Annotated in this window: 22 protein-coding genes and 1 riboswitch; of the genes, 7 read left to right on the top strand and 15 right to left on the bottom strand. The window is 60.3% G+C overall.

Annotated features, from left to right (window positions below):
• Positions 1 to 24: 24 nt before the first annotated feature.
• The 10 genes from ASB65_RS17385 to ASB65_RS17430 form a co-directional block, all read right to left on the bottom strand.
• A complete protein-coding gene (locus ASB65_RS17385) occupies positions 25 to 1338 on the bottom strand; it encodes an HlyD family type I secretion periplasmic adaptor subunit (protein WP_003506792.1) in 1314 nt (437 codons plus the stop codon).
• Positions 1325 to 3172, bottom strand: a complete 1848-nt coding sequence (locus ASB65_RS17390) for a type I secretion system permease/ATPase (protein WP_060724828.1) — start codon at positions 3170 to 3172, stop codon at positions 1325 to 1327. The genes ASB65_RS17385 and ASB65_RS17390 overlap by 14 nt, the downstream gene beginning before the upstream one ends.
• Positions 3173 to 3186: 14 nt before the next feature.
• The gene (locus tag ASB65_RS17395; protein ID WP_060724829.1) at positions 3187 to 3942 is read right to left on the bottom strand and encodes a hypothetical protein; all 756 of its coding nucleotides are present in this window, start codon (positions 3940 to 3942) and stop codon (positions 3187 to 3189) included.
• Positions 3943 to 4046: 104 nt separating this feature from the next.
• Positions 4047 to 6839 (bottom strand): TonB-dependent receptor, encoded by a 2793-nt coding sequence (locus ASB65_RS17400; protein ID WP_060724830.1) that lies wholly within the window; start codon positions 6837 to 6839, stop codon positions 4047 to 4049.
• A 149-nt stretch (positions 6840 to 6988) separates the two neighbouring features.
• Positions 6989 to 7984, bottom strand: a complete 996-nt coding sequence (locus tag ASB65_RS17405; RefSeq protein WP_020808671.1) for a FecR family protein — start codon at positions 7982 to 7984, stop codon at positions 6989 to 6991.
• A gap of 111 nt (positions 7985 to 8095) precedes the next feature.
• Positions 8096 to 8596, bottom strand: a complete 501-nt coding sequence (locus ASB65_RS17410) for an RNA polymerase sigma factor (RefSeq protein WP_003506803.1) — start codon at positions 8594 to 8596, stop codon at positions 8096 to 8098.
• Positions 8597 to 8801: 205 nt separating this feature from the next.
• Positions 8802 to 9554 carry an ABC transporter ATP-binding protein gene (locus tag ASB65_RS17415; RefSeq protein WP_003506804.1) on the bottom strand — a complete coding sequence of 251 codons (753 nt, stop codon included), beginning with the start codon at positions 9552 to 9554 and terminating at the stop codon, positions 8802 to 8804.
• Positions 9548 to 10615 carry a FecCD family ABC transporter permease gene (locus ASB65_RS17420; protein WP_003506805.1) on the bottom strand — a complete coding sequence of 356 codons (1068 nt, stop codon included), beginning with the start codon at positions 10613 to 10615 and terminating at the stop codon, positions 9548 to 9550. The genes ASB65_RS17415 and ASB65_RS17420 overlap by 7 nt, the downstream gene beginning before the upstream one ends.
• Complete coding sequence (locus ASB65_RS17425; protein ID WP_060724831.1) at positions 10612 to 11751, bottom strand: ABC transporter substrate-binding protein; 1140 nt, start codon at positions 11749 to 11751, stop codon at positions 10612 to 10614. Before ASB65_RS17425 ends, ASB65_RS17420 begins: the two co-directional genes overlap by 4 nt.
• A gap of 96 nt (positions 11752 to 11847) precedes the next feature.
• On the bottom strand, positions 11848 to 12981 hold the full coding sequence (locus ASB65_RS17430; protein WP_003506807.1) for an ABC transporter substrate-binding protein: 1134 nt from the start codon (positions 12979 to 12981) through the stop codon (positions 11848 to 11850).
• Positions 12982 to 13094: 113 nt separating this feature from the next.
• On the opposite strand from ASB65_RS17430, the gene ASB65_RS17435 reads away from it, so the two are divergent.
• On the top strand, positions 13095 to 13919 hold the full coding sequence (locus ASB65_RS17435; protein WP_060724832.1) for a class I SAM-dependent methyltransferase: 825 nt from the start codon (positions 13095 to 13097) through the stop codon (positions 13917 to 13919).
• Between the two features lie 39 nt (positions 13920 to 13958).
• Here the strand turns inward: ASB65_RS17435 and ASB65_RS17440 are convergent, their stop codons facing one another.
• The 5 genes from ASB65_RS17440 to ASB65_RS17460 all read right to left on the bottom strand — a co-directional run bounded on the left by ASB65_RS17440 (position 13959) and on the right by ASB65_RS17460 (position 18599).
• Complete coding sequence (locus ASB65_RS17440) at positions 13959 to 14438, bottom strand: pseudoazurin (RefSeq protein ID WP_060724833.1); 480 nt, start codon at positions 14436 to 14438, stop codon at positions 13959 to 13961.
• The gene (locus tag ASB65_RS17445) at positions 14435 to 15235 is read right to left on the bottom strand and encodes an ABC transporter ATP-binding protein (RefSeq protein WP_003506813.1); all 801 of its coding nucleotides are present in this window, start codon (positions 15233 to 15235) and stop codon (positions 14435 to 14437) included. Before ASB65_RS17445 ends, ASB65_RS17440 begins: the two co-directional genes overlap by 4 nt.
• On the bottom strand, positions 15232 to 16260 hold the full coding sequence (locus ASB65_RS17450; protein WP_003506816.1) for a FecCD family ABC transporter permease: 1029 nt from the start codon (positions 16258 to 16260) through the stop codon (positions 15232 to 15234). The genes ASB65_RS17445 and ASB65_RS17450 overlap by 4 nt, the downstream gene beginning before the upstream one ends.
• Positions 16257 to 17288: an ABC transporter substrate-binding protein gene (locus tag ASB65_RS17455; RefSeq protein WP_003506818.1), complete on the bottom strand. Its 1032-nt coding sequence runs from the start codon at positions 17286 to 17288 to the stop codon at positions 16257 to 16259. Before ASB65_RS17455 ends, ASB65_RS17450 begins: the two co-directional genes overlap by 4 nt.
• Before the next feature lie 157 nt (positions 17289 to 17445).
• A riboswitch (cobalamin riboswitch) is annotated at positions 17446 to 17681 on the bottom strand.
• 39 nt (positions 17682 to 17720) lie between these two features.
• Complete coding sequence (locus ASB65_RS17460; RefSeq protein WP_060724834.1) at positions 17721 to 18599, bottom strand: GNAT family N-acetyltransferase; 879 nt, start codon at positions 18597 to 18599, stop codon at positions 17721 to 17723.
• 203 nt (positions 18600 to 18802) lie between these two features.
• Here ASB65_RS17460 and argE point away from each other — a divergent pair, with 203 nt between their 5' ends.
• From argE to ASB65_RS17490, 6 genes are all read left to right on the top strand, one after another.
• Positions 18803 to 19927, top strand: coding sequence for an acetylornithine deacetylase (gene argE, locus ASB65_RS17465; RefSeq protein WP_060724835.1), 1125 nt, complete (start codon positions 18803 to 18805; stop codon positions 19925 to 19927).
• A gap of 23 nt (positions 19928 to 19950) precedes the next feature.
• On the top strand, positions 19951 to 20874 hold the full coding sequence (locus tag ASB65_RS17470) for a 2-hydroxyacid dehydrogenase (protein ID WP_060724836.1): 924 nt from the start codon (positions 19951 to 19953) through the stop codon (positions 20872 to 20874).
• A 26-nt stretch (positions 20875 to 20900) separates the two neighbouring features.
• A complete protein-coding gene (locus ASB65_RS17475) occupies positions 20901 to 21257 on the top strand; it encodes a cupin domain-containing protein (protein WP_003524651.1) in 357 nt (118 codons plus the stop codon).
• Entirely contained in the window at positions 21254 to 21709 is a 456-nt protein-coding gene (locus ASB65_RS17480) for a GNAT family N-acetyltransferase (RefSeq protein ID WP_003506828.1), read from the top strand. The genes ASB65_RS17475 and ASB65_RS17480 overlap by 4 nt, the downstream gene beginning before the upstream one ends.
• Before the next feature lie 128 nt (positions 21710 to 21837).
• On the top strand, positions 21838 to 23880 hold the full coding sequence (locus tag ASB65_RS17485) for a hydantoinase/oxoprolinase family protein (RefSeq protein ID WP_060724837.1): 2043 nt from the start codon (positions 21838 to 21840) through the stop codon (positions 23878 to 23880).
• A gap of 3 nt (positions 23881 to 23883) precedes the next feature.
• The gene (locus ASB65_RS17490; RefSeq protein WP_060724838.1) at positions 23884 to 25851 is read left to right on the top strand and encodes a hydantoinase B/oxoprolinase family protein; all 1968 of its coding nucleotides are present in this window, start codon (positions 23884 to 23886) and stop codon (positions 25849 to 25851) included.
• Positions 25852 to 25980: the final 129 nt, after the last annotated feature.

Raw genomic sequence — 25980 nt, forward strand, 5'->3', positions numbered from 1 at the left:
AGCCCGGAAGCCGGGTTCGGCCTCCTATTCCTCCCGGAAGGCGCGGCTGATCTGGTCCGTCAGCGGCTTGGCGATATAGGACAGCGCCGTCCTTTCGCTGGTCTGAATGAAGGCCTCGGCCGGCATGCCCGGCACCAGCGGCGCATTGTTCAGCTTCTGCCGCTCGGAGACCGGCACGGAAATTCGTGCCAGATAATAGGAGAGGCCGCTACGCTGATCGGTGGTGATGTCAGCCGCAATGCGGCTGACATGGCCTTCCAGTTCCGGCGTGACCCGCTGGTTGAAGGCAGTCATGCGCAACATCGCCTTTTGCCCCACCTGCAGCTGATCAATATCCTTCGGAACGATCTGCACCTCCAGCGCCAGCTCGTCGCCGTCAGGGACGATGAGCATGATCGGATCGGCCGGGGTCACCACGCCGCCCACGGTATGCACGGCCATTTCATGCACCATGCCGGATTGCGGCGCGACGATATCGATGCGCTTCAGCTGGTCTTCGGCGGCGACCTTGCGCTCGACGAATTCCCCCATCTGGGCCTGTATCTCGCGCAGTTCCCGACCGACCTCGGTTCGTAATTCCTGATCGATCTGCAGGATTTGCAGTCTGGTTTCGGTGATGCGGCCCGCCGTCTGCGCCTGATAAGCGATTTTTTCGCCGCGCTCACCGCCGAATGTCGCGGCCTGTGTCTGCAGGCTGTTCAGCCGCTGCACGGACACGACACCCTGTTCGCGCAGGGATTTCTGCGAGGTAATTTCCGCCTCCAGCACGGCGAGGCCGTTATCATAGGCGACTTCCTGCGCCTTCAGCCCTTCGATCTCATGTTCGAACTGGGTGATGCGTTCCGAAAGCTGCGCTTTCCGCCCTTCGCGGTAAGATTTGCGGAATTCGAACAACTTGGTTTCACTGCGCATGGCGGAGGCGACATCGGGATCGTCCTTTCGCACGATGAGAGTCTGCGGAAAGACGAGTTCCGGCAGATCGTCACGCTCGGCCTCCAGCCTTGCCATCCTCGCATTCAACTCATCCAGACGTTTGGTGACGATGGCGAGATTGGCGCGGGTCTGGGTCGCGTCGAGGCGCATGACCACATCGCCGGCCTTCACCCTGTCGCCCTCGTTCACCAGAATTTCACCGACGACACCGCCGCTCGGGTGCTGCACCTTCTTGCTGTAGGAATCCACCACCAGATGGCCGGAGGCAACCACCGCGCCGGCAAGATTGGTCGTCGCGGCCCACCCGCCGACACCACCCAGCAGCACAACGCCAGTGGCAAGACCGGCAAGAAGATGTTTGCGGATGGAGTGGGACACATGGCTGCGCTGATCAATGTTTGACATCCGCATCTCCTTCCTGGCTGCTTTCTTCACGGACCTCTTCCAACACAGCAACCTGAGGCTGGGTATTGGCGACGACGCGCAGCGGCGAGACCGTCTGGGCGGATGCGGTAAATCCCTTGGCTGTCTGCGCCTGCGGAGCGCGCAGCACCTTCGACAACACCTCGTCGCGCGGGCCGAAGGCCTTCATCCGTCCCTCTTCCATCATCAGAATGAAATCGACGGCACCGATGGCGCTCGGCCGGTGGGCGACGACGACGGCGATACCGCCCCGCGCCTTGACCGAAGAAATCGACTTCACCACGGCGGCTTCGCCTTCCGCGTCGAGATTGGCGTTCGGCTCGTCCAGCACGACGATGAAGGGATCACCATAAAGAGCCCGGGCAAGACCGATGCGCTGGCGCTGCCCGGCGGAAAGCGCCGAACCCGCCTCGCCGATATCGCTGTCATAACCCTTTTCGAAACGCAGGATCAGCTCATGCGCGCCGGCAGCCCTGGCCGCCGCGATGATGGCCTCGGGATCGGGATTATCCTCGAAACGGGAGATATTTTCACCGATCGTGCCGTCGAACAGTTCAACGCCCTGCGGCAGATAACCGATATGGCGGCCGAGCGTTTCCCGGTCCCACTGATCGAAACTTGCGCCGTCCAGTCGTACCTTGCCGGCAGCCGGCATCCACGCGCCGGCGAGAATGCGCGAAAGCGTGGATTTACCCGAGCCGGAGGGGCCGATAACGCCGAGCGCGTTTCCAGCGCTCACGACAAAACCGAGACCGGTGACCGTCGGCTTTCTCTCTCCTGGCGGAACGATGGTGACGTTTTCGACCCGCAATTCCTTTTCAGGCTTCGGCAGCGCCATGGCGGCGGCATTGGCTGGCATCTGCGCGAAAAGCTCCCTCAGCCGCGCCCAGCTTTGGCGGGCGGCCACGAAGGACTTCCAGTTGGAGATGGCAAGATCAACGGGCGCCAAGGCCCGACCCATCATGATCGAACTGGCGATCATCACGCCGCCGGACGCTTCCTGGTTGATGACAAGCCATGCCCCAACCGCAAGAATGCCCGATTGCAGCACCACACGCAGGGATTTTGCAATATTACCGAGACCGCCGGCCACATCACCCGCCTTGCGATTGGCGGCGAGATAGGCCCCGTTGGAATTCTGCCAGCGGTTGCCAAGCCGACCACCCAGCCCCATGGCCTGCACGACTTCGGCGTTACGGCGCGAGGCCTCCAGCTGCCGGTTGCGGGCCATGTTTTCCACCATGGTGTCGCGGATCGGCTTCTGCGAGAAAATATTGGTAAGGATCGTAAGGGAGACGAGCAGTATCGCGCCGGCAAGGGCCGTAACGCCGATCCAGAAATGAAACAGAAAACATATGCCGAGATAAAGCGGCATCCACGGCAGATCAAAAAACGCGGTCGGCCCCGTGCCGGACAGAAAACCGCGCACATTATCGAGATCGCGCAACGGCTGCAGACCATCGCCCGGCATGCGATTGACGAGCGGCAGGCGCACCACGGCGTCATGCACCCTGCTGGAGTGGCGCATATCGAAGTCTTCGCCGATACGGATCAGGACGCGGGCGCGGATGATATCAAGCAGGCATTGAAAGCCGTAAAGGCCAAGTGCGAGAAGAGCGAGCCCGACCAGTGTCGGCAGGCTGCCGCTTGCCAGCACCCTGTCATAGACCTGCAGCATGAAGAGCGGCGACGTCAGCGCGAGTATGTTGACCACGCCACTGACGAGCGCGACGCCGAGAAACGTGCTTTTAAGGGGCGAAACAACCGCCGCAGTGAGGGACTGCGGCGGCGTCTGCTGGTGGTTTTGAAAGCCCACAGCCTGTTTTTCCTTTACGCGGCAAGCGCCGATGCGTTGGCAAAAATGAAGTCCGATGCATCGAGCACATTTGCATCAACGCCATTCAGCGTGATGGAGACGGAAGTGTCTGCTGCAGAAAGGATAACGGCATTTCCGCTATCATTATACCACAACAAATCGTCCACCGAAGTTGCGCCCCAGGCGGAAACATCGAGCGTATCCGTGCCATCCTGATAGCCGTAGGTTCCGGTTGGGCCGGCCTGCACGACATCATTACCGCCGGAGAATACGAAGGTATCCGCGCCGGCAAAGCCGGTCAGGGTGTTGGAGGCAGCCGTGTCCTCGATCACCGTGCCGGTGGTGGCAAAATAATCATAGAATCCAGCCAGCGAACCGAAGCGGGCAAGCTGGTAAACCGCGAGATCGAGAAGATCGCGAGCACCGGCGAGCGAATAGGCGCTGTCGGGATCGATCAGCAGTTCCTGCTGGCTGACGGCGATGCCGCTCGTGGACTGGCTGTAGCCGGTGCCGAGAACGATGCTGTCGACCGAACCCGTCAGGTTGCCCTGGGAGTACTGCAGAGCGCCGCTCATGACGATGCCCTTGCCGCCGGAGCTGCCATCGCCCCACGCCTCATAGGTCGTGTTCGGATCGATGGTGGTGGTGGCGAGAGAGCTGGTCTGAGCGTCGTAGAACGCACCATAGGTCGAACCGAAACCGCTCGTCCAACCGTTGAGGTAACCGATCAGGTCGGAGGAAGACTGCGTCAGTTGAATTGTGGTAGCCATAGGTGTACTCCTTTGCTGGCCAATAGAGGTACCTTCGTCCTGTAGCGAAGGCGTTTCATCTCCGGGACGGGCTGCAACCCAGCCCGGAGAATTTCTTCCACGCTTCAGAACTTCACGTTCATCGTCGCGATAAAGGTACGGCCCGGCGCCGTGTAGGCGCTGGCTGCCGGGATATATTTGCGGTCCGTCAGGTTGTTGACGGCGAAGCGAAGCGTGGCCTTGTCGTTGAAGGCATAGGAACCGTAGAGATCCACCGTCGTGTAGGGATCGGTCACCTCACGCAGATTGCCCTCCGTATCGAGCGTGCGCGACTGCGTTGGCGTGACGTGGTTGAGCCTTGCGCCCAACGAGAATTTCTCATCAAAGAAACGCATGCCGCCATCGAGCGTCAGCTTCACCTTGGGCGCGACATCGCCGGGCCAGGCGACGATCTCACCCGTTGTCGTGGTAGTGCTGTTGGAGAAAACCTGTGTCTTTTCAGGCCATTCCGTCTTCAGAAACGTCGCCGAGCCGCCGATCCAGAAACTGCGGGCATCGTAATTGCCCTCAAATTCAAGCCCGCGCATATAGGTCGTGCCATCAAGATTGATGAAGCTGGTATAGGTGCGGTCGAGGACCTGATCCGTGACGAGATAACCGAGAGCGATGTAGTCCTTCACCTCCCGGCGAAAGGCGGCCATTTTGATGCGGATGGAATCGTCGTCCAGCAGCACGCCATCGAAGCTGATATTCGCACCGATTTCATAGGTCGTCGCTTTTTCGGCGCGCAGGGCCTGGTTCGGAGCGTATTCGTATCCGGCGCTATCGCCCGGACGCGCACCGGCGAAAAATGCCTCGAGAATTGTCGGCGGACGCAGGCTCTGGGAATAGCTCACATAGGGGCGGAACCAGTCGACGGGTTTCAGTTCGATGGTGGCCGAGGGGAGCCAGTCGCTGTAGGTGCGATCGATATCGACATTGTGCTCAGGGTATTCGGTGACGGGTATCGGCGGCGTGGTTGTACCGGTTCCCGGCATGCAGCCCGCCGAGGCGTTGGGCCAGGCACGCGCGAGATAAAGCGCATAACGTGTCGCCCAGCTCGGATTTGCCGGAAGAAAGACCCGATTGAAATAGTCTAGAGCCGTATAGTGGTTACGAACGGGATCGCAAGCAACAGACGTGTCGATGAGATAGCTGCGGGTGCTGTAATAAGTCGCTGACCCTTTCAGGCGCGACCAATCATAACGCACACCGCCGCTGAGCGTGATCCAATCCGCCGGCTCCAATTCCCCGTTTAAAAACAGACTTGCGACATCGCGCCTTCCAGCGGGACTGAAAGCCGTGTAACTGCTGGCATAAGCGGGATTTTGCACGATTGTGGCACTCGTGGCCACGGAGGTAGCGATGTCCCGGAAGGCTTCCGCTCCATAATTCAGGCTGAGTGCACCCGCCACCGTGTCGAAACGACTGGTATTTTCCAGACTACCGCCGAAGCTGCGCAGGCCCATGTCGAGGTTGGTTTCAGAAGCATAGCCAGCGCTTCCATCGAGTTTATTGCGCGCCGCACGAAGTTCATGCGTCATATTATCGTTCAGCCACAGCGACGATTTGAAGTCGATGAGCTCGCTCTCCGGGTCCCAGTCCAGCTTCGCAACAACGCTGTCGTTTCGCACGCTTTCCCGGTCGATCACCGTGGACGCGCCCTGAACGAAATCATTCTCCTGATGCATCCAGGAAAGCGAGGCCTTCACGTCGCCGAAGTCGCCTTCACCCTTGAAAAAGGTGGACCAGCCATCGCGGCCGAGCAGGTCTTTCATCGTCAGCGCGGTGCTTCGGGCCTCACCCTTTGTTCCGATCTTGTATTCATCCATGATCGTGCGGCTGTAGCCGGTGACGAAGGAAAGAGGACCATCCGGCGAGCGGACGGCGCCGAGAACCGAGCCCTGAAAATCATAGCCATTGGTGCCGCGGGAAACATTCACTTCCCCACCCTTGTTCTCACCTGCGGCAATCAGATCATCGGCGCTGACGGTGCGGAACTCGACCTTGCCACCCAGAGAGCCGGCATTGCCTGAGCGCGCATTGGTTATTTTCTCGATTTCGACGGCACGGATGAAAGCAACATCGACATAACCCTGCCCGGCGCTTGCGGTGTAGCTCGTCGCGCTGCCGAAAGCCGCACCACGCTGCGCATTCTGCCGCGCACCATCAATGGAGACGACCACGCGGCCGCTTTCCTGCAAACCGCGCACATTGGGCGAAACGGTTGGGAAACTACCATTGCCTTCGCCGGCATAAACGCCCGAAACCCGGTTGAAAACATCGCGCGTGTTGCGCACGCCGGCCGACTGGATCGCCTCACGGCCAACCACGCTGACGCTGGCAGGCGTTTCATAAACCCAGTCGGGCGTGCCCTGATAACCGGAGCCGGCAATGGAATTACGCCCGGTTTTGCCGGTCACGGTAATGGTTTCGAGAACCGTCGTCCCCTCCGTCCCCGAGAGATCGACGGTCGATTGCCCCGTGCCGATGATGACGGTTCTGCCGTTTCCGGTGATGCGGAAATTGACCCCCGTTCCCGCCAGCAACCGCGACAGCGCATCCCGTACCGTGAAACTGCCAGTGACGGCATTGGTGCGCACATTGCCGGCAGACGGGGTGGCAAGCGTGACCTGAAGGCCGGATTGACGCCCGAAAGCGCCCACGACGGAGGATAGTGACTGGGCGGGAATATTGAATGGCCGCGTTGCCCCCTGCTCACCACCGGGGCGCTGAGAATTTGCGGTGTCAGTCCCGGTCTGAGCAAAAATAGGCGCGGCGAATGAAACGGCGATCGCCGTTGTCGCCAGCAGCACGCCCCTGCGCGCCTGCTTTGCCGCTTTTTCCTCTGAACCGGTCTTGCATGTCTGGAGGCGCATATTGCTTTCGTCTTCCTGTCTTTCGCTCCGGATATATCTTGACCGGATTACTCAACAAAAAGACGATTGCCTCGTCGATTTTTTTCAGACTTTCGGGAGAAATTTTATAAATTACTGAAAATAAATATGATTTTTTGTTTCGAAGTGTTTCAGAAACGGGTGATGATGCGGGCGCTGCCGCCAATCGCATGCACCTTGCCCTTGTACGGTTCCACCAGCGCCTCCAGCGCGCGATCCGGATCGCGCAGATCGTAAAAACCCGTCACCCTCTGTTCGGCAAGCCGCTTGTCGGCCATCGTCAGCCATGCCGGATGGTAGCGCTGGATCTGCTCCACGACCGAGCCTATCGTCGCATCGACCACGTAGAGTTCACCGTTGCGCCAGCCGCCAATATCCTCGACGGAAACAGTCTCTTTGCGGATCGCGCCGGAAGCATCGACAATCAGCATCTCGCCCGGCACGAGCCGCGTTGACGGCTCATTGCGGAAGGACGCTTCCACGGAACCATGCGCCAGCGCCACTTGCGTCACTCCATCCGTCAGGTCGACGTCAAAAGCCGTGCCCAGCACCTGAACGGTCAGGCTTTTTGCCTTCACGACAAAGGGACGGGTTTTGTCCGGCACGACATCGAAAAAAGCTTCACCCTTCAGCACCGTCACATTGCGACGGCCATCCGTGAAATCCGTTGAAAGCGCGCTCGCCGCCGCAAGCTGCACCTTGCTGCCGTCTTCCAGCGTTATCGTGCGGTTTTCAGCGGTGGTGGTCTGATAATCAGCCTCCAGGCGAACGAAAAATGCTGGAACGAACAGCATCGCAAGACAGAGCGATGCTGCCGCTGCGGCCGCGCCGGCATAATGCCGCACGGACCAGCGCCGCCGCTGCGGCTTTGTCGCGGCCTCACCCGGCAGATGTGGCGCGTCTTCCCAGAGGCTCTTGAATTCCGGCTCTACCAGACCGAGGTTCCGCCACGTCTTGCATGTTCGTTCCCAGGCGAGACGGTTTGCGGGCGCAGCCGCCAGCCATTTTTCAAATTCCGCCTTCAGCCGCGGTTCGGCTGAGCCCGACTGCAAACGCAGCAGCCAGTCAGCCGCCTCTTCCGCCTTCCCGGCCGGCAGTTCAATTTTTTTCTCTGGATCAATGGTCATTGAACCGGGCCAGTTCCTTTTGGGGGGCGGAGGAGAAGCGTCGTCTTCTTCATTGCTATAAAGACGTTTGACGAAGAGTTTTTTTTCACAGGGCGGGACAATCAGGACAATTTACTTCATTTCTTTGGTAATCGCGGCAATGCTGCCCTTGATCAGACGGTGCGCGCTGGCCACGGACACGCCGAGGTGACGCGCAATCTCCTCCATATTGTAACCACCGAATCTGTGCATTTCCAATGCCACCCTTGCCTGAACCGGCAGGCCGGCCAAAATAGTCCGCATCTGCCGGACTTCGTCGCAGAAAAGCGCGTGCTCCTCCGGCGTACCACTGTCCTGCGGCATGCCCCAGAACGGCGTATCGTCCGGCCGTTCCCTCAGGTCCTGGCGGCTGCGCCTGATATTGTCGAGTGCAAGATTGCGAACGATGCGGAAAAGATAGGATTTGAGATTGGAAGGATTGCCGGAGGCCTCGGGAACGAATTTCAGGAATGCTTCCTGAACCACGTCCTCCGCATCCGCCCGCGACCCCAGAATGAGGGTGGCATATTTGATCAGGTCGACCCTATGCGCGACGTAAGCGTTATAACGCTTGTCATCTTCCCGTATGCCCATGTCTCAACCGAGAGAAATTGAGGGATCGACCAAACCCGCCGTCCCCCGAATGGCCGCGCAGTTTTGCCGTTCAAAGCTCTAGCATCCAAACCGCGGCTCGAACAGATATTTCATGACTTTTATCATCAAGAATTTGTGCAGGCTGTGAATCCAAGCCCCCGTCGGCAAGCGGACCCGGCAACGGATGCGGCCGGGTCTTGACCTGTCAGATGGCCCCGTCGACGATGACCATGGGTCTGCCCTGCGAGCAGGGCTCGATACGGGCATCGATGCGATAGATATCGCGCAGCATTTCAGGGGTTATCACCGCTTCGGTACTGCCGCTCACCACCATTTCACCGCGCGCGATCACCATCGTATTTTCGCAATAACGAAGCGCATGGTTGAGGTCATGCAGGGCGATCAGCACGATCATGCCGGTCTTCTGCGCCAGATCGGTAACGAAGCCCAGAACTTCAATCTGCCGGTGGAGATCGAGCGCGGAGGTCGGCTCGTCCATCAACAACACTTCCGGCTTGCGGGCCAGCGCCTGCGCCAGCGAAACAAGCTGCCGCTGGCCGCCGGATAGCTCGCCGAGGCCGCGGAAAGCCAGATCGTGGATTTTCAGCGCCTTGAGAATGGCGTCGATCTCGAACAGCTCGTCATCGTGAACCCGCCAGCCGCCGCCCTGCTTGGCGGAAAGAAGCACGGATTCATAGACAGTCAGCACGGCGTTCGCACCGGTATCCTGCGGCATATAGCAGATGGCGCGGTTGCCACGCGCCGTGTCCGAGAGCTCGACCAGACCGGGACCAGAAATCAGGCTGGCGATGCGTTTGAAAAGCGTGGACTTGCCGGCGGCATTCGGGCCGATTACGGCCGTAACACTACCGCTTTCCAGCGTATCGATGCCGACCTTGGAGAGTACAGTGATGCGCCCATAGGCGGCGCCGACATCTCTCAGTGCGAGCGCTACCATGCGCGTCTCCTGTTGCCGAAAATAAGCGCGAAGAAGAAGGGTACGCCGACAAGCGCGGTGATGACACCGATCGGCAGGATCGCACCGGGAATGAGGATCTTGCTGATGACCGAGGTTGCCGACAGAAGCAGCGCGCCGCAGATCACCGAGCCGGGCAGGAAGAAACGCTGGTCTTCGCCAACAACCATGCGGGCGATGTGCGGACCGACCAGCCCGACGAAACCGATGGTGCCGACAAAAGAAACCGGAATGGCCGCCAGAAGGCTGACCGTCAGCATGGTCGTCAACCGCAGCCGCCGGACATTGATGCCCATGCTGGCCGCCTTGTCATCGCCGAGCCTCAGCGCCGTCAGCGCCCAGGCATTGCGCATGAACATCGGCACGGTGACGAGGAGGATGGCAGCCGTGATATAGACCTTGTCCCAGGTCGCCTTGGTCAGGCTGCCCATGGTCCAGAAAACCACGGCGGCAAGCGCCTGTTCAGACGCCAGATATTCAAGCAGCGACAGCGCCGCATTGAAAGTGAACACCAGAGCGATGCCGAGCAGCACGATGGTTTCAACCGTCACTCCGCGAAGCGTCGAGGCGAAATGGATGAAGAGGGCCGCGACCATGGCCATGATGAAGGCATTGATCGGCACCATGTAATGCACCGCGCCCGGAAAGATCGCCACGCCGCCAACCAGCGCCAGCGCCGCACCAAAACTTGCCGCGGCGGAAATGCCGAGCGTAAAGGGGCTGGCGAGCGGGTTTGACAGGATGGTCTGCATCTGTGCGCCCGCAACCGAAAGCGACGCGCCGACAGTGACTGCCATCAGCGCGATCGGCATGCGGATATCCCAGATCACCACCCGGAGCTGGTTTCCGACGGCAGCCGGATCGGCAATGGTCGCCAGAACCTCGGAGAGCGTGTAGCGCGCCGGGCCGAGCGCCATGTCGGCGGCCATGCTGAAACACAGGGCGATAAAAAGCCCGAAGAGGATGATGATCCTGCGCGCGGCAAGGGCGCGATATTGATCGCGCCCACTGATGCCAACCGCGCTTTCATTCAGCGAACTCATTGGTTCAAACCTTTTTCCAGCGAGGCGAAATAGCCCGGCTTGTAGGTGACGGGAAGGAATTTGCGGTGAAACTCCTCAAAATTCTTTTCGGGATCGAGATCGGCGAAGAGATCGGGATGGAACCACTTGGCGAATTGCTGGATCGGGAAGAACTCGTAAGGCGCGCCATAGAACTGATGCCAGACGGCGTGGACATTGCCTTCCTTCACGGCCTTCAGTTCAGGAAACGGCGTGCGCTTCATCAGGTTGGCGAGCCTATCGCGGGAAAGGGTCATATCCGCGCCGCGGCCGACAGGAACGAACTGGTTGATGTCGGATTCGGCCGCCCAGTTGGAGCCTGTGACGATGACATGGTCCGGATCGGCAACGACGAGCTGCTCTGGATTGAGATCGCCGAACGTCGTCTTGATGATGCCGTCGGCAATATTGTGGCCGCCGGCAAGATCGACCATCGCACCGAAATTGACTGGCCCGAAAGTGCGGCAGCAATTGTTTTCGCCGGAAATGCCGGGCGCACGTTCGATGAAGACGTTCGGGCGCTTCAGGTCCTTGACGCTTGCTAGCCGATCGGTCACGCGGGCGATTTCAGCACGGCGGTAGGCAATGAATTCCCTCGCGCGCTCTTCGGCGCCAAACAGCTTGCCGAGAATCTCGACCGAGGCTTCGCTGTTCTTTTCAGGATCGATGCGGAAATCGAGATAGATGATCTTGATACCGGCGGCGGCGGCCTTTTCTTCGAAACCACTTTCCTTCGCGGACTTCTCCGCTTCCAGATTGAGGGTGATCACATCCGGCGAAAGGGTGATGGCGGTTTCCAGGCTGAAATCGCCCTGCGGCACATAACCGAAACGCGGCAGTTTCTCGATCTGCGGAAAACGCTCGACATAGGCGGCATAACTGTCGGGATCCTTCTTGAGAAGGTCGTCACGCCAGCCGACGATGGTATCAAAGGTCTGCTCGCCCTTGAGCGCCGCGATGACGTGCACCTGACGGGCTTCACCAACGATAACGCGCTTGGCTGGCAGGTCCAGCTCAACCTCGCGCCCGGTGACATCGGTGATTTCCCCGGCATGAGCCGTCACGGCGAGAAGGGAGAAGGCCAGCACCGCAAGATGCCTGAGAGCGTTGAGCCGCATGAGAAGTCCTCATTGAGTTCCAAAACAAAGCGATAAAGCCGCATGGCTGCGGCTTTATCCATCGGTCGGACGGCGCTCCCCTTCACCGTCTCTGTATTACTTGGCGTCCTTCAGCGAAACGAAGTAGCCGGGCTTGTAGTCGAGCGGCAGGAAGCGGGCATGCAGCTCCTTGAAGGTCGCCTCGGGGTCCAGATCCTTAAAGAGGTCGGGATGCAGCCACTTGGCGATTTCCTGAATGGCCACGAACTGATAGGGATTGTTGTAGAACTGATGCCAGATGGCGTGGACATTGCCGTCCTTCACCGCCTGCACACCGGTGAAAGCCGGGCGCTTGGTCAGGTTTTCAAGCTTGCGATGGGCTTCCTTCAGATCCGCACCATAACCGACGCCGACCCAGTTGCCGCCCGGCACATAACCGTTCCAGTTGCCGCCGGTGATGATGACCTGCTCCGGATTGGAGGCGATGATCTGTTCCGGATTGACGTTGCCGAAGGTGCCGGGAATGATGTCCTTGGCCATGTTGATGCCGCCGGCAAGCTCGACCATCTTGCCGAAATTCTCGTTGCCGAAAGACATGCAGCAATCGTCGGAGTAACCGCCGGCGCGCTCCATGAACACGACAGGCTTCTTCGGATTGGCCTTTTCAAGCGTATCGGTGACCTTGGCGATGGAGTCGGCGCGGAACTTGATGAAGTCCTCGGCGATCTTTTCCTTGCCGGTCAGCTGGCCCATGAGGCGCATGCTCGGCTCGGTATTTTCCATCGGCTTTTCGCGGAAATCGACGTAAACCAGCGGAATGCCGACCTTGGCGAGCTTTTCGATATAGCCTGCTTCTTCGGTCGCCGTCTTGGCGTCGATATTCATCAGGATCACGTCAGGCTTCAGCGAAACGGCCTGCTCGATGTCGAAGGTGCCGTCCTTCATGCCGCCGAAAGTCGGCAGCTTGGCAACCTCGGGATATTTGGCGAGATAGGCGGCATAGGTTTCCGGATCAGCTTTCGCCAGATCGTCGCGCCAACCAACGACGTGCTGGAAAGGGTTTTCCTTGTCGAGCGCAGCCAGGAAATAAATCTGGCGACCTTCGCCGAGGATGACGTGCGATACGGGCACATTGACCTCGACATCGCGGCCCGTCACATCCTTGACGGTGACCTTTTCGGCGAATGCCGGCCATGCAGCGGATACGAGAAGGCCAAGGGCAAGTGCCGCAGATTTGGCTGAGATGCGCATCGGATATTGCTCTCCAGTGTTGACTGGCGCGGCTGTATTATTTTCTGACTGTACTAGTCAACATTTATGTTTTAGAGCCATTCTTAACTGACCGGTACATGAGTTGAACACCGATGATCGATACCATCCAATACGGCAAAAACGACAGTCTGAGAGACGAAATCAAATCCTATTGGTCCGGCCGCGCCGCGACTTTCGACCTTTCGCCCGGGCATGAAATTTTCTCCGAAGACGAGCGTGCAGCCTGGCACGCGCTTATCCTGAAACATCTGGGCCGCGGAGAGGGCCGCAAGGCGCTTGATCTCGCCAGCGGCACCGGCGTCATCTCACACCTGATGGACGATCTCGGTTTTCAGGTTACCGGCATGGATTGGTCGGAAACGATGCTGGCCCTTGCCCGGGAAAAAGCGAAAAGCCGTGGACGCAACATCCGCTTTTTCGTCGGCGATGCCGAAAACACCATGGAGCCGGATGAAAGCGCCGACGTCATCATCACCCGTCATCTGGTCTGGACGCTGGTGGACCCACAGGCGAGTTTTGCCGAATGGTTCCGTGTCTTGAAACCCGGCGGGCGGCTTCTGATCGTTGACGGCGATTTCGTGAATACCGGCTGGCGCGAAAAGCTGGTGAAGAAACTGGCGGCCAGCCTCGAAAACATCGGCCTCATTAAACCGGACCAGCCGCACAAGCCGGCGGACCCGGAAAATACCTTCAACAGCATCCTCTCGCGGGTCTATTTTTCGAAGGGCGCAAGGGCCGGCGATGTCGCGGCGCTGTTACGCACGACCGGTTTCGAACCTGTCGCGATCGATCAGGAACTTCAGGCCATTCACCGCGCCCAGGCGAAAAACTTCAGCCTTCTAAAAGGCGTCCTGCGCGGGCTGCAGCATCGTTATGCGGTATGTGCGGTGAAGCCGGATGTTACTGGCAAAAGCTGAGGCGGCATCAACCGCCGCAGCTGGGCCTCCGACATCGCTTTATTTTTCCGCCTGCTCGAAAAGATCGTCGAACCGTGGTTTGGCGCGACCCGGCACGTCCACCGTCCTGTAGCTCTGCGGCAGGGTCGCATCGCCCACCTTGATCAGCATGACCATGCCCATGCCGTAATGCGGCGAGCATTTTATGCCGTAAAAGCCCGGCTTTTCGAACCCGGTCTCGAACTCGTCATTGATCCGGCTTTTGAACCCTTCGACACCTTCCGGAACCATGCCATCGATGGTCGCGGCATTGTGGCTCTTGTGAGTGGGCACAAAGCGTACGCGGTCGCCGGGCGCGATTTCGAGAAAATCGGGCTCGAATACCATCGGGCCCTTTTCGCCCCGGTTCAGCATTTTCACCTCGAAGGTCTCGGCTGAAGCCTGAAGCGGAAAGCCCGTGACCGTCACGGCAATTGCGGCAGCGGCGCAAAACAGTCTGGTCTTTGCAGCGGCGTTTGCGAGCATCGTCAACATCATCATCGTGCCAATACTTTCCTTGGGTGCTCGGCCCGCCCATGGGCCGGCAGAAAACGAATATGGGAAAAGCCGCCCTCGTCCGTGGTGACGACACATTTGACTCCGAAAACCTCGGCTATTGTCGCCGGTGTCAGAACGTCCCGCGGCGGGCCGACCGCGATCATCTCACCCCGATGCATGATGGCGACGCGGTCGCAGAACATAGCAGCGTGATTGAGATCGTGCAGCGCCGCAACGACGGTCAGGCCCTGCCGGCGCACCAGATCGAGCAGGCCGATCTGATGGCCTATGTCGAGGTGATTGGTCGGTTCGTCCAGAAGCAGGATATGTGGCTCCTGCGTCAATGCGCGCGCGATATGCAGACGCTGGCGTTCGCCGCCGGAAAGATGATGCCAGTTGCGCTCCGCCTTGTCGGCCATGTCGACATTGGCAAGTGCCGCATCAACAATGGCGTCGTCATTCTGTGACCAGGCGGAAAGCGGCCCGAGATAGGGCGTGCGCCCAAGCTCCACGGCCTGCCGTGCGGTGATGCGCTCTGTCGTTTCAGCCTGTTGCTCCACGAAGGCGAGCCGGCGGGCAAGGTCGCGGCGTCCCAGCGAGGCAAGCGGCTCCTCGCCAAGCGTAACGTGCCCCCGGCGTGGTTTGCGAATTCCCGCCAGCATGGAAAGCAGCGTGCTCTTGCCGGAACCATTCGGGCCGATGATGCCCAGAAACTCCCCGGAACCGACATTGAGCGAAACGCCGCGCACGATATCGATATTGCCGGCATGGAAATGCAGGCCGTGGGCGGATAACTTCATGACCGCGCCCTCTTTTGCCCCAGGATGAAGGCGAAGGCGGGCGCGCCGACCAGCGCGGTGATGACGCCGATGGGCAGCACCTGCCCCGGAATGACGATGCGCGAGAGAATATCCGCGACTATCATGAAAACCGCACCGGTCAGTGCCGTCACCGGCAGCAAGATGCCATGGCGAACGCCGACGAAGATGCGCGCGGCATGGGGAATGACGAGCCCGACGAAACCGATGGAGCCGACCAGCGACACCATCGCGGCCGTCATGATTGCCGAAACCGAGATCAGCACCGCATAGACCCACCGCACCGGGATACCGAGTGAAGCGGCGGCTTGACCGCCGAAGGCAAAGGCATCCAGCGCCCGGGCATACCAGAGACACACAGCAAGACCCGCAAGGCTGACCGGCAGCGCCAGCCAGACATCCGGCCAGCGCACGCCCGAGAGGTTGCCGAGCAGCCAGAACATGATGCCGCGCGCCTGTTCCGCATTGGCGGATTTGGTGACGATGAAAGAGGTCATGGCATTGAACAGCTGCGACCCGGCCACGCCCGCCAGAATGATGGCGCTGTTGCCATGTCCCGCGCGCACGGCGAGAAGGCTGACCAGAGAAAAGGCCACAAAAGCACCGATGAGCGCACCGGCCGGCATCGTCAGAAACCCGGCGCCGAAACCCAGAAGCGCGACCGCGACGGCGCCGGTGGAGGCGCCGGCGGAAATGCCGAGAATATAGGGATCGGCAAGCGGGTTGCGCAGAAGCGATTGCAGCACCGCCCCGGCGAGCGCCAGCGAAGCCCCGCAGCAGGCGGCGACAACGGCGCGGCTGAGACGGTAACTCCAGACAATGCCCTCATCCAGCGGCTCCAGCGGATAACCCGCATGGAAAACACGGTTGGCGATAGTTTTCGCCACGACGTCAAAAGGAATGGCGGTCTCGCCGATGGCCGCTCCAGCCATCAGCGCGACGAGCAGCAGGGCGAGCGCGGCGAAAGCCAGTCCCACCCTGCCGAAATGGACGGAAAGACCGTTCACTTGGCGAGGCCGGCAGCCGAAATCGCTTCAGCCAGCGTTTCGATGCCTTCAATGGTGCGAATGGTCGGGTTCATCGCCTGCGCATCCATCTCGAAGACATGACCTTGCTTGACGGCGGGCATGATGCTGGCCACGGGATCGCTGGCGAGGAACTTCAGCTTGACGGCGACATCGTCAGCCGGGAAGCGACGGCGGTCCATCTTGCCGGCGACGATGACGGACGGATTTGCCTTGGCGATGGTTTCCCAACCGACGGTCGGCCATTCCTCATCGCTTTCGATGACATTCTTTAAGCCCAGTGCGGACATGATGTAACCGGGCGCGCCGTTGCGGCCGGCCACATAGGGGTCGATATCCAGCTCGGCGCTGGAGAACCAGAAGACGGCGGAAAGCTTGCCATTTGCCGAGGCGATCTTGGTGCGGGCGGCTTCCTCACGCTTCTTCAGATCGGCAACGACTTCCTCGCCGCGATCCTGCACGTTGAAGATTTTGGCGAGATCGCGGATTTCCTGATAGATCAGATCCATGGTGAAGCCGGTGTTGCGCACGCCGTCGCCACCGCCGGAATTATCCTTGCCGATGCAATCGGCAGGCGAGGTATAGACGGGAATGCCGAGTTCGGCGAATTGCGCCGGCGTTCCGACGACGCCTTCAGGGCCGATCTGCCACTGGAACTGCGTCGTCACGAGGTCAGGCCTCTTGCCGACAACCGCCTCAAAGCTCGGATCATTATCGGCCAGTCGCTCGACCTTGGCATTGGCCTCCTCGTAGCCCTTCAGAACCGGGCCGATCCACAGCGCCGTGCCGACCACCTTGTCAGCAACCCCGAGCAGATAAAGAACCTCGGTCGTGCTCTGGCCGACGGATACGGTGCGGGCGGGAGCCTGTTTGAAGGTGATCTCCTGACCGCAGCTGTTGATCGTCAGGGGGTAAGTGGTTTCGGCAGCGTTAGCGTTGGCAAGAGGCAAAACCGCAAACGCGGCGGCCAGAAAGCCGGCATGGACCGGCAGGCGTCTAGAATGAAACATGTGTTCTCCAGTCGAAAGTAAAACTTATTCCAGAGCAGCAGGCGTCAGAACGCGCAGCAACAGCGGGACGTCTTGTACGGAGAACGACGACGGGACGCAAACCAAATGTTATGAAATAACATTACAATCTCCTCCTCCGGGCTTCCCCGCCCGTAACGATGGTTCATATTTTGACGGCAGGTCTCCTGGCTCACGGATTTGCGTCACTCATCTGCCTTCCCGCATTCCAGAGAATACAGTGGCATGACGCCTTGAAGCGTCACTGGGATGAACGACAATCCGCTTACAGTTGCGGGGGCAGCCACGGCATTGGGCGAAAAAGATCGCCCGCACCATGTTCCCTATTAATCCCTTCGCCTTTCGGCTGCAGGAACCGTCGCTTTCTCACATAAGGGGCAACGGGCGGGGCGTCAATTGCGATAGTGCCGCACCTCAGCACAAAGACGGGCCAGCCAGGGCGAAAATCATTGCGGGACCAGAGCCGGCCGGTTGCGGCGCATTTTTCGACATGGTGGTAAGCGTTTCGATCACCACTAGGCCGGATTGCGTCAGAAAGTCGGTCAGAAGACCACTGTCACGCACGGCATCGAGACGGACGAGCTGATCGTCCAGATCGGAAAAATGCCGCCTGACCAGCGCAATGGCCTGCGTTTCCTCACCCGCAACGACCGGGCCGACAATATGGCCCCGCCCCGCTGCGCGCCGCAATGCAAAGGCCACGAGACGATCCGCCTCGAACAGGCCATAACCCTTATTTTCCCGCAGGAGACGCTGCAGGACGCGCTGGCGCGAGACACCGAAAGCCGCCTGATCCAGATCCGCAACAGCGGACAAATGGTCCTCCGAAAGCGGCTCGATCCTCTGTTTTCTTCCGAGCGTCGGCATCTCGGCAGGGCAGCGCGCCTTGCCGCGAAGGAGATGTACTTTTTCCGTATCTTCCACAAAACCCAGCCGGGCAAAAAGCCGCCGCGACGCTTCCGTGGCGTTCAGCCGCAGTGCAGCGTCAGGGTAATCTGCCATGAGTTGCCCCACCAGCCACGGTGCGACGCCCTGTCCCTGCAAGCGCGGGGAAACGATGACCATACCGACCGTCGCGAAACCTTCATCATAAGGAAACAGCATGGCGGTTGCGACAACGCGGTCGATTTCGTCAAGCGCGGCAAGGCCGATGCCACATTGACGCAGGAAACACCATTCATTCGCGTGGTATCGCCATCCGACAGCCATGGAGAGGGCATGCAGATGATCGGCCTCCACATCGGCGATATCCACGGTTCGCAACTCGAAACTATCGACCTTGAGCAGCTCCATGACAAACGGCTCTCATTCCCTCCGGCGCGGAACCTTGATCCCGGCAGCCCAGCCCACGACATCCGAAGATAACCAGCCTTGCCGGCAGGAATTTTCCGAAAGCGCTGGAAAGACACAACAATCTACCGAAAACACCCCTATTTCAGCAGATAAACGCCGCCGGCCGCTCTAAGCTTTTCGACGTTGAAGCGGCGGAGACAGCCATGAACGCAATCGAAATTCTGGAGCGTCTTGTCGGCTTCCCATCGGTCGTCGGAACCGCCAATGGCGATATCGCCGGGTGGATCGCCGATTATCTGGATAGTCACGGCGCGAAAGTATCGCTGCTTGCCGGTCCCGAGGGCGACCGCGCCAATCTCTTCGCCAGCTTCGGGCCGACAGATACCAGCGGATACATCCTGTCCGGCCATATGGATGTGGTGCCTGCCGGTGAGCCGGAATGGTCCTCCGATCCCTTCACCCTGAGAGCGGAAGGCGAGCGTCTTTACGGACGCGGAACCACCGACATGAAGGGATTTCTGGCCACGGTTCTCGCCGCGGCACCGGCATTTTCGCGCATGGCGCTGAATCGCCCCGTTCATATTGCCTTTTCCTATGACGAGGAGGCGGGCTGCCGCGGCGTCCCGCACCTCATTGCCCGATTGCCGGAACTATGCGCAAAACCGGCGGGCGCGATCATCGGCGAACCGAGCAATCTGCGTGCCGTGCGCGCCCACAAGGGCAAGGCCGCTGCACGCATCACCATTCGCGGCCGCTCCGGCCATTCCTCGCGGCCGGATCAGGGCGTGAACGCCATCCATTTGATCACCGGCATCATGGCGAAGGCTGTCGAGACCGCACAGGCCCTGACGCAAGGCCCCTTCGAGGCGACATTCGAGCCCCCCTATTCTTCCCTGCAGATCGGCACGGTGAAAGGCGGACAGGCGATCAACATCATTCCCGATCTCTGCGCCATCGAACTGGAAGCACGAGCAATTGCCGGTGTGTCGCCGCTCGCCCTGCTCCAGCCGGTGCGTGACGGCGTCGAAGCGCTCGCCGCTGAGGGCATCGACATAGAATGGGCACCGATGAGCGATTATCCGGCGATGTCCCTCGCCGCCGATGCGCCGCTCGTGAAGCTTCTGGAGGAATTGACCGGCGCGCCCTGCATCGCCGCCGTCAGCTACGGCACGGAGGCCGGGCTTTTTCAGGCGGCCGGCATCGACGCCATCATCTGTGGTCCGGGCGATATCGGCCGCGCCCACAAGCCGGACGAATTCATAACGGCCGGCGAACTTTCGGCCTGCCAGTCAATGCTGGAAACACTGGCGAACCGCTGCACGGTTTAAACCTTCGGAACCACGGATATCAGATGACGTTTTTCTTCAATTCCGACGCGAAGCGCGGCGAGATTTTCCGGCAGGCCCTGGCCCGCGGCTTGCCGGAGCTGCCCTTCTCGATGGATGCCGACAGCGTTGATGCCGATGCGGTTCGATACCTCATCACCTGGACCGTGCCTGATGATATCGGCCGCTACCGCAATCTCGAAATCCTGTTTTCCATCGGTGCGGGTGTCGATCAGTTCCACATCGATGCGGTCCCTGCGCATGTGAAGGTCGTGCGCATGGTGGATGAAGGCATCATCCGCATGATGCAGGAATATGTAAGCCTTGGCGTGCTGGCGCTTCACCGCAACCTGCCGGTCTATTTAAAACAGCAGCGCCAGCAACTCTGGAAGGCTTTGCCGCAACGTCAGGCGGAAGAGTGCCGCGTGGGCGTTCTCGGCCTCGGCATGCTGGGTGTTGCGGCGCTGGAGCGGCTGAAACCCTTCGGTTTTCCACTTTCCGGCTGGAGCCGTTCCCCGCGCGCGATCGACGGCGTCACCTGCCATCACGGCGAAGCCGGATTGGCCGCCATCCTCTCGACAAGCGATATTCTCGTCTGCCTGCTGCCGCTGACCGAAGAGACCGTGGGGCTTCTGAACGGCGAACGTCTGGCAATGCTTCCGGAAGGCGCTGGCCTCGTTCACGCCGGGCGCGGCAAACAACTCGACCACGACGCCCTCGTCGATGCGCTGGATAATGGCGGGCTCTCGGGCGCGGTGATCGACGTCACCGAACCCGAACCGCTGCCGGAAGAGCATCGTTTCTGGACCCATCCGAAAATTCTTCTGACGCCGCATATCGCCAGCGTCACCCAGCCGCATTCGGCAGCACGCACCGTTGTCGAAAACATCAAACGATACCAGTCCGGCCTCGAGCCGCTCGGCCTCGTCGACCGCAACCGCGGATATTGATCATACCGTTCCAGGAAAGGACACCCATGCCGCTTCTCAAGACCATCGACACCCATCCCGCCTTCGAACCGAAAGCTTCCAAGGCCCTGCCGGAACGCCTCATCTCCGGCGATCCGTCCTTCAAAACCTGGCCGCTGGACGAAGCCCGCAACGGCACCGTCCACACCGGCATCTGGGAAGCGACGCCGGGCGAAAGCCGTTCGATCAAGGGCGAAACCTTCGAATTCTGCCATATTCTCGAAGGCGTCATCGAAATCACGCCGGAAGGCGGCGCACCGCTGCGTTATACGGCGGGCGACAGTTTCGTCATGAAGCCGGGCTTCGTCGGCGTATGGAAAACCATTGAAACCGTCCGCAAGATCTATGTTACGGTGAACGGATGAACTGGGAACCGGCCATTTTCGAAATCACCCGCGACGGCTACGTGCTGAGCACCGATCCGACGCGTGTGGATTTCGATCTGGTCCATGGTTTTCTCGCCCGCGATTCCTACTGGGCGCAGGGAATGACCGCCGACCGGCTGAAGCGGGCGCTTTCGCATTCGCTGCCGGTCGGCGTCTACGCCCCCGATGGTTCCATGGCCGCCTTCGCCCGTCTGGTGACGGACTATGCCGTTTTCGGCTATCTGCGCGATGTCTTCACGGTGGAGGATCATCGCGGTCGCGGCCTTGCTTCCTGGATCGCCACCGAGATACGCAGGCATCCGGAGCTCTCAACGGTATCAAGCTGGATGCTCGCGACCCGCGACGCCCATGGCGTCTATGAAAAGGCCGGCTATCGCGCCGCACCGCATCCCGAATATTACATGACGGTGCCAAAACCCGGCGAAGGCTGATCAGCCTGACTTGCACGTCATGTCGGCCATCATCATAACCTGGAGCTATGACCCTTATCCCATAAATGCTTGGCCCTTTTCCGGTCCCGATGACAGCATCATCAGGACTGGAAAAGGAGACGGAAGAGATGGGATATCGCATTGGCGTTGATGTGGGCGGGTCATTTACGGATTTTGCCGTGTTCGACGATGGGACCGGCTCGCTTTCCACCCTGAAGGTGTTTTCCCGCCCCGATGCGCCGGGAGAAGAAATCCTTCTCGCGCTCGATACGCTGAAAAAGCGCGACGGCATAGAAGCGAAGGACGTTTCCTATTTCACCCATGGAACCACCGTCGGCGTCAACACGGTGATCCAGCGCAACGGCCAGAACGTCGCCCTGTTCACCACGGAAAACTTCGAGGACGTGCTTGATGTTGCACGCCTGAAAATCCCGCAGATCCACAATCTCTATTCCGTGCGGCCGGAACCGCTCATCCCGCGTGAACGGGTTTTCGGCATAGCCGAGCGTATGTTGGCGACCGGCGAGATAAAGCTCACGCCGAACGAAGAGAATGTGGCGAAGGCTGTCGCCGGAGCAATTGCAGCCGGTTGCGACGGCATCGTTCTCGCCTTCCTGCATTCCTACCGTAACCCCGAAAACGAACGGGCCGTGAAGGCGATGATCGAGCGCATCGCACCGCAATTGCCAGTGGTCTCCTCTGCCGAGACATGGCCGATCATCCGCGAATATGAGCGCACAGTCACCGCCGTCATCAGTGGTTATGTCCAGCCGCGCGTCGCACATTACCTCGATCGTTTTGAAACGGTGCTGCGCAGGCAAGGCATTGCCTGCCCGCTGCTCATCACCAAGACCAATGGCGGCGTCATGGGCATCGATCAGGCGCGGCGCGAATGTGTGCAGATGATCCTGTCGGGCACCGCCTCCGGCGTCATCGGCGCGGGTTATCTGGCGAAGGCCAGCGGCTTTGAGCGGGTGATGAGCCTGGACATTGGCGGCACCAGCGCCGATGTGGCCGTTATCCTTGATGGCGAGGCCCAATATGGGGTCGGTGAGCTGATCGGCGATTTCCAGATTCATGTTCCCTCCGTTTCCGTCAGTTCCGTTGGCCAGGGCGGCGGCTCGGTCGCGTGGGTGGATAGTCTCGGCCTGTTGCAGGTCGGACCGGAAAGTGCCGGTTCGACGCCGGGGCCTGCCTGTTACGGACGCGGCGGCGACCGCCCGACAATCACGGACGCCATGGCGGCCGCCAATCTCATCGGCCACATGCCGCTCGGTTATGGCGCAGTGACCGTCGATCACGCCGCAGCGCGCGCCGCCCTCTTGCCGCTTGCCGAAAAACTCGGCCTTTCCGTCGAGGCGCTCGCCGGCAACATCGTCGATATCGCCGTCTCGGGCATGTATGCGGAGGTGAACGCCCTGACCTCCCGCTTCGCCATCGACCCGCGCGAATTTCACCTCTTCGCTTTCGGCGGCGCGGGCGCGATGCTCGCCTGTTTCCTTGCCCGCGAACTGGATATGAAAGGTGTGGTGGTGCCGCCCACCCCCGGTGTCGTTTCCGCGCTCGGCGGCCTGATTGCCGATCTCAAGAATGATTTCATCCGCACCACCTATTGCGAGGTGGACGACAGGGCGGCCTCTGATCTCGCCCCCCTTCTCGCCGAAATGCAGGAGACCGGCCGCAACTGGCTGAAGGAACAGGGTTTTAACGGTGATTGCGACATGCGGCTTTCCGCCGACATGCGCTATCGCGGCCAGTCCTACGAAATCGACACCACGCTGCAGCCGGAATGGCTGGGCAGAGGCGACGCCGGCGCGATCAACAAGGCTTTCCACGAAGAACATGCCCGTCTTTATGGCCATTCCGATGAACGGGCGGCCGCACAAATGGTCAACCTCAGGCTCGTCGTTTCCGGCCAAACACCGAAGCCCCCTCTTCGGGAGACAGGCATGGCCACCGGTCCCGCTAAACCGCGCTTCCACGCGAAAGGCTGGTTTGGTGGCACGGAACACGACATGGCTATCTATCATCGTGCCGATCTGGCGGCCGGACACGATTTCGATGGTCCCGCCATCATCCTTCAGGACGACACCACAACCGTGGTGCCGCCCGACTTCTCCGTCCATGTGGATCGTTTCGGCAATCTCGTCATTACCAAGAGGGAGTTTTGATACATGGCCATCGATCGCCGCAATCTCAAGGTGCTTGCCAATTTCTGTTCGGCCGCCGCCGACGCCATGGCCTTTACGCTGATGCGCACCGCCCATTCCGCCTTCGTCAAGGAAACCGAGGATTTTTCCTGCCAGGTGGTGACGCGCGAGGGGCTTGCCTTCGCCAATCCCCGGCAATTCGGCGCGCCCTGGTATAGCGGCATCGATTACGCGCCGCTGATTTCCATGTTCGAGGAGTATGAAGACGGCGATATCTGCATCACCAACGATCCCTATAGCGGTTTCGTCGCCACCCACTCGCCGGATATCCACATCTGGAAACCGGTCTTCCACGAGGGCAAAATCGCCTGTTTCGTGGTCGGGCACATCCACAATACCGATGTCGGCGGCGCGGTTCCCGCCTCATTGTCCCGCTCGCTTTCCGAAATCGAGCAGGAAGGCCTGCGCATCCCGCCGGTCAAGCTCGTTCGCAAAGGCAGGCTCGACCCCTTCATCATCGACATGATGAAGGCCAATGTCCGCATGCCGGAACAGAATATCGGCGACCTCCACGCCCAGATCGCCTCCGTCAACATCGGCGAACGCAAGATGCAGGAGATCGTTGCCCGTTTCGGCTTTGATGATTTTCTGGACGGTGTGCGCCAGATTTTCGACTATGCGGAAGAGCAGACCCGGCAAATCCTCACCAGGGTTCCCGATGGCGATTACTTCTTTGCCGACTATGCCGACGAGGATTCCGTTGGCGGCCGGCCATGCCGCGTGGCGCTGACGCTGAAAATCCGCGGCGGCGAGGCGGTTCTCGACTATACCGGCAGCGATCCGCAGCTCGGCTCGTCGCTGAATATGCCAACCGGCGGTCGCGAGCGACATTCACTCGTCATGGTCGGCCTGACCTATGTGCTTTATACGCTCGATAACAGCCTGCTTCTGAACGCCGGGACCCTGCGCCCGGTACGGGCCGTGCTGCCGGAAGGCACGATCGTCAATTGTCAACGCCCGGCCGCTGTCGGCATGCGCTCACTCACCTGCGCCATGACCCAGATCGTCACCATCGGCGCTTTCGCAAAGGCCCTGCCCGAGCTTATTCCCGCGGCCTCCCCCGGCGGAAACGCCATCATGAACATCAAGACCAGCGACCGGAGCGGCCGCCCGGTCATGGCCTCCATCGGCCCGGTTGGCGGCGGTGGCGGCGGTACGCCCTTCTGCGACGGCAGCGACGGCGCGGGCGGCGCCACCGGCTTTCTGCGCAACACGCCGATCGAAATCAGCGAAGCGGAGGTGCCGATCCTCTTCCGTCGTTATGGGTTGCAACGCGATACCGGCGGGGCAGGCCATTTTCGCGGCGGGCTTTCGGCCATCATGGAGTTTGAAATATCCTCGCCGGAAACGGTGGTCACGGCACGCAACCGCAATCGCTCGCTGATGGCAAGCTGGGGCGTCAATGGTGCGGGCCCGGGGCTGATTTCCCGCTTTCTCCGCAATCCCGATACGGAGGGCGAAATCTCGCTCGGCAATACCGATATCGTCCATTGCGGCCCGGGTGATGTCATTCGTGTCATCGGACCGGGAGCGGGCGGTTACGGCGACCCCTTCACCCGCCCGCAACAGGCCGTGCTTCGCGATGTGCGGCGCGGCGCAGTGTCGGCAGAAAATGCTGCAAGACACTACGGGGTCGCGCTCATCGGCGATGAGATCGATGAAGAAGCGACGGCCGCCCTGCGCTCCACACCGCGCCGAAAGACGGACGATATCATCAGTTATGGACCGGAGCGGCTCGCCTTCGAGGCGGTCTGGACCCGGGAACGTTATGACCTGTTGACTCAATTTCTGCAAAAATCGCCCGTGGGATGGCGTTTCTTCCTGAAACACCGGGTGTTTGAAGCAGTCGAAAACGAAGGCGACGATCCCCGGCCTCTTTGCGAGCGGATGGCCGGGATTTTCGACCGGATAAGTGCACGCTACGGCGTTTGACCGGCGGCCTGCCTTCGCCGCCGAAGATTGCGCTGTCTGCCGGTGGCAAAACAGGATTTTCATTCACCGCCCACGCCGCAGTCGGTCGATGCTGCTTGCCGTCAGGGATTAGCGTTGGGGCATATCCAG

It is taken from the genome of Agrobacterium tumefaciens str. B6 (assembly GCF_001541315.1).
GTDB lineage: Bacteria > Pseudomonadota > Alphaproteobacteria > Rhizobiales > Rhizobiaceae > Agrobacterium > Agrobacterium radiobacter.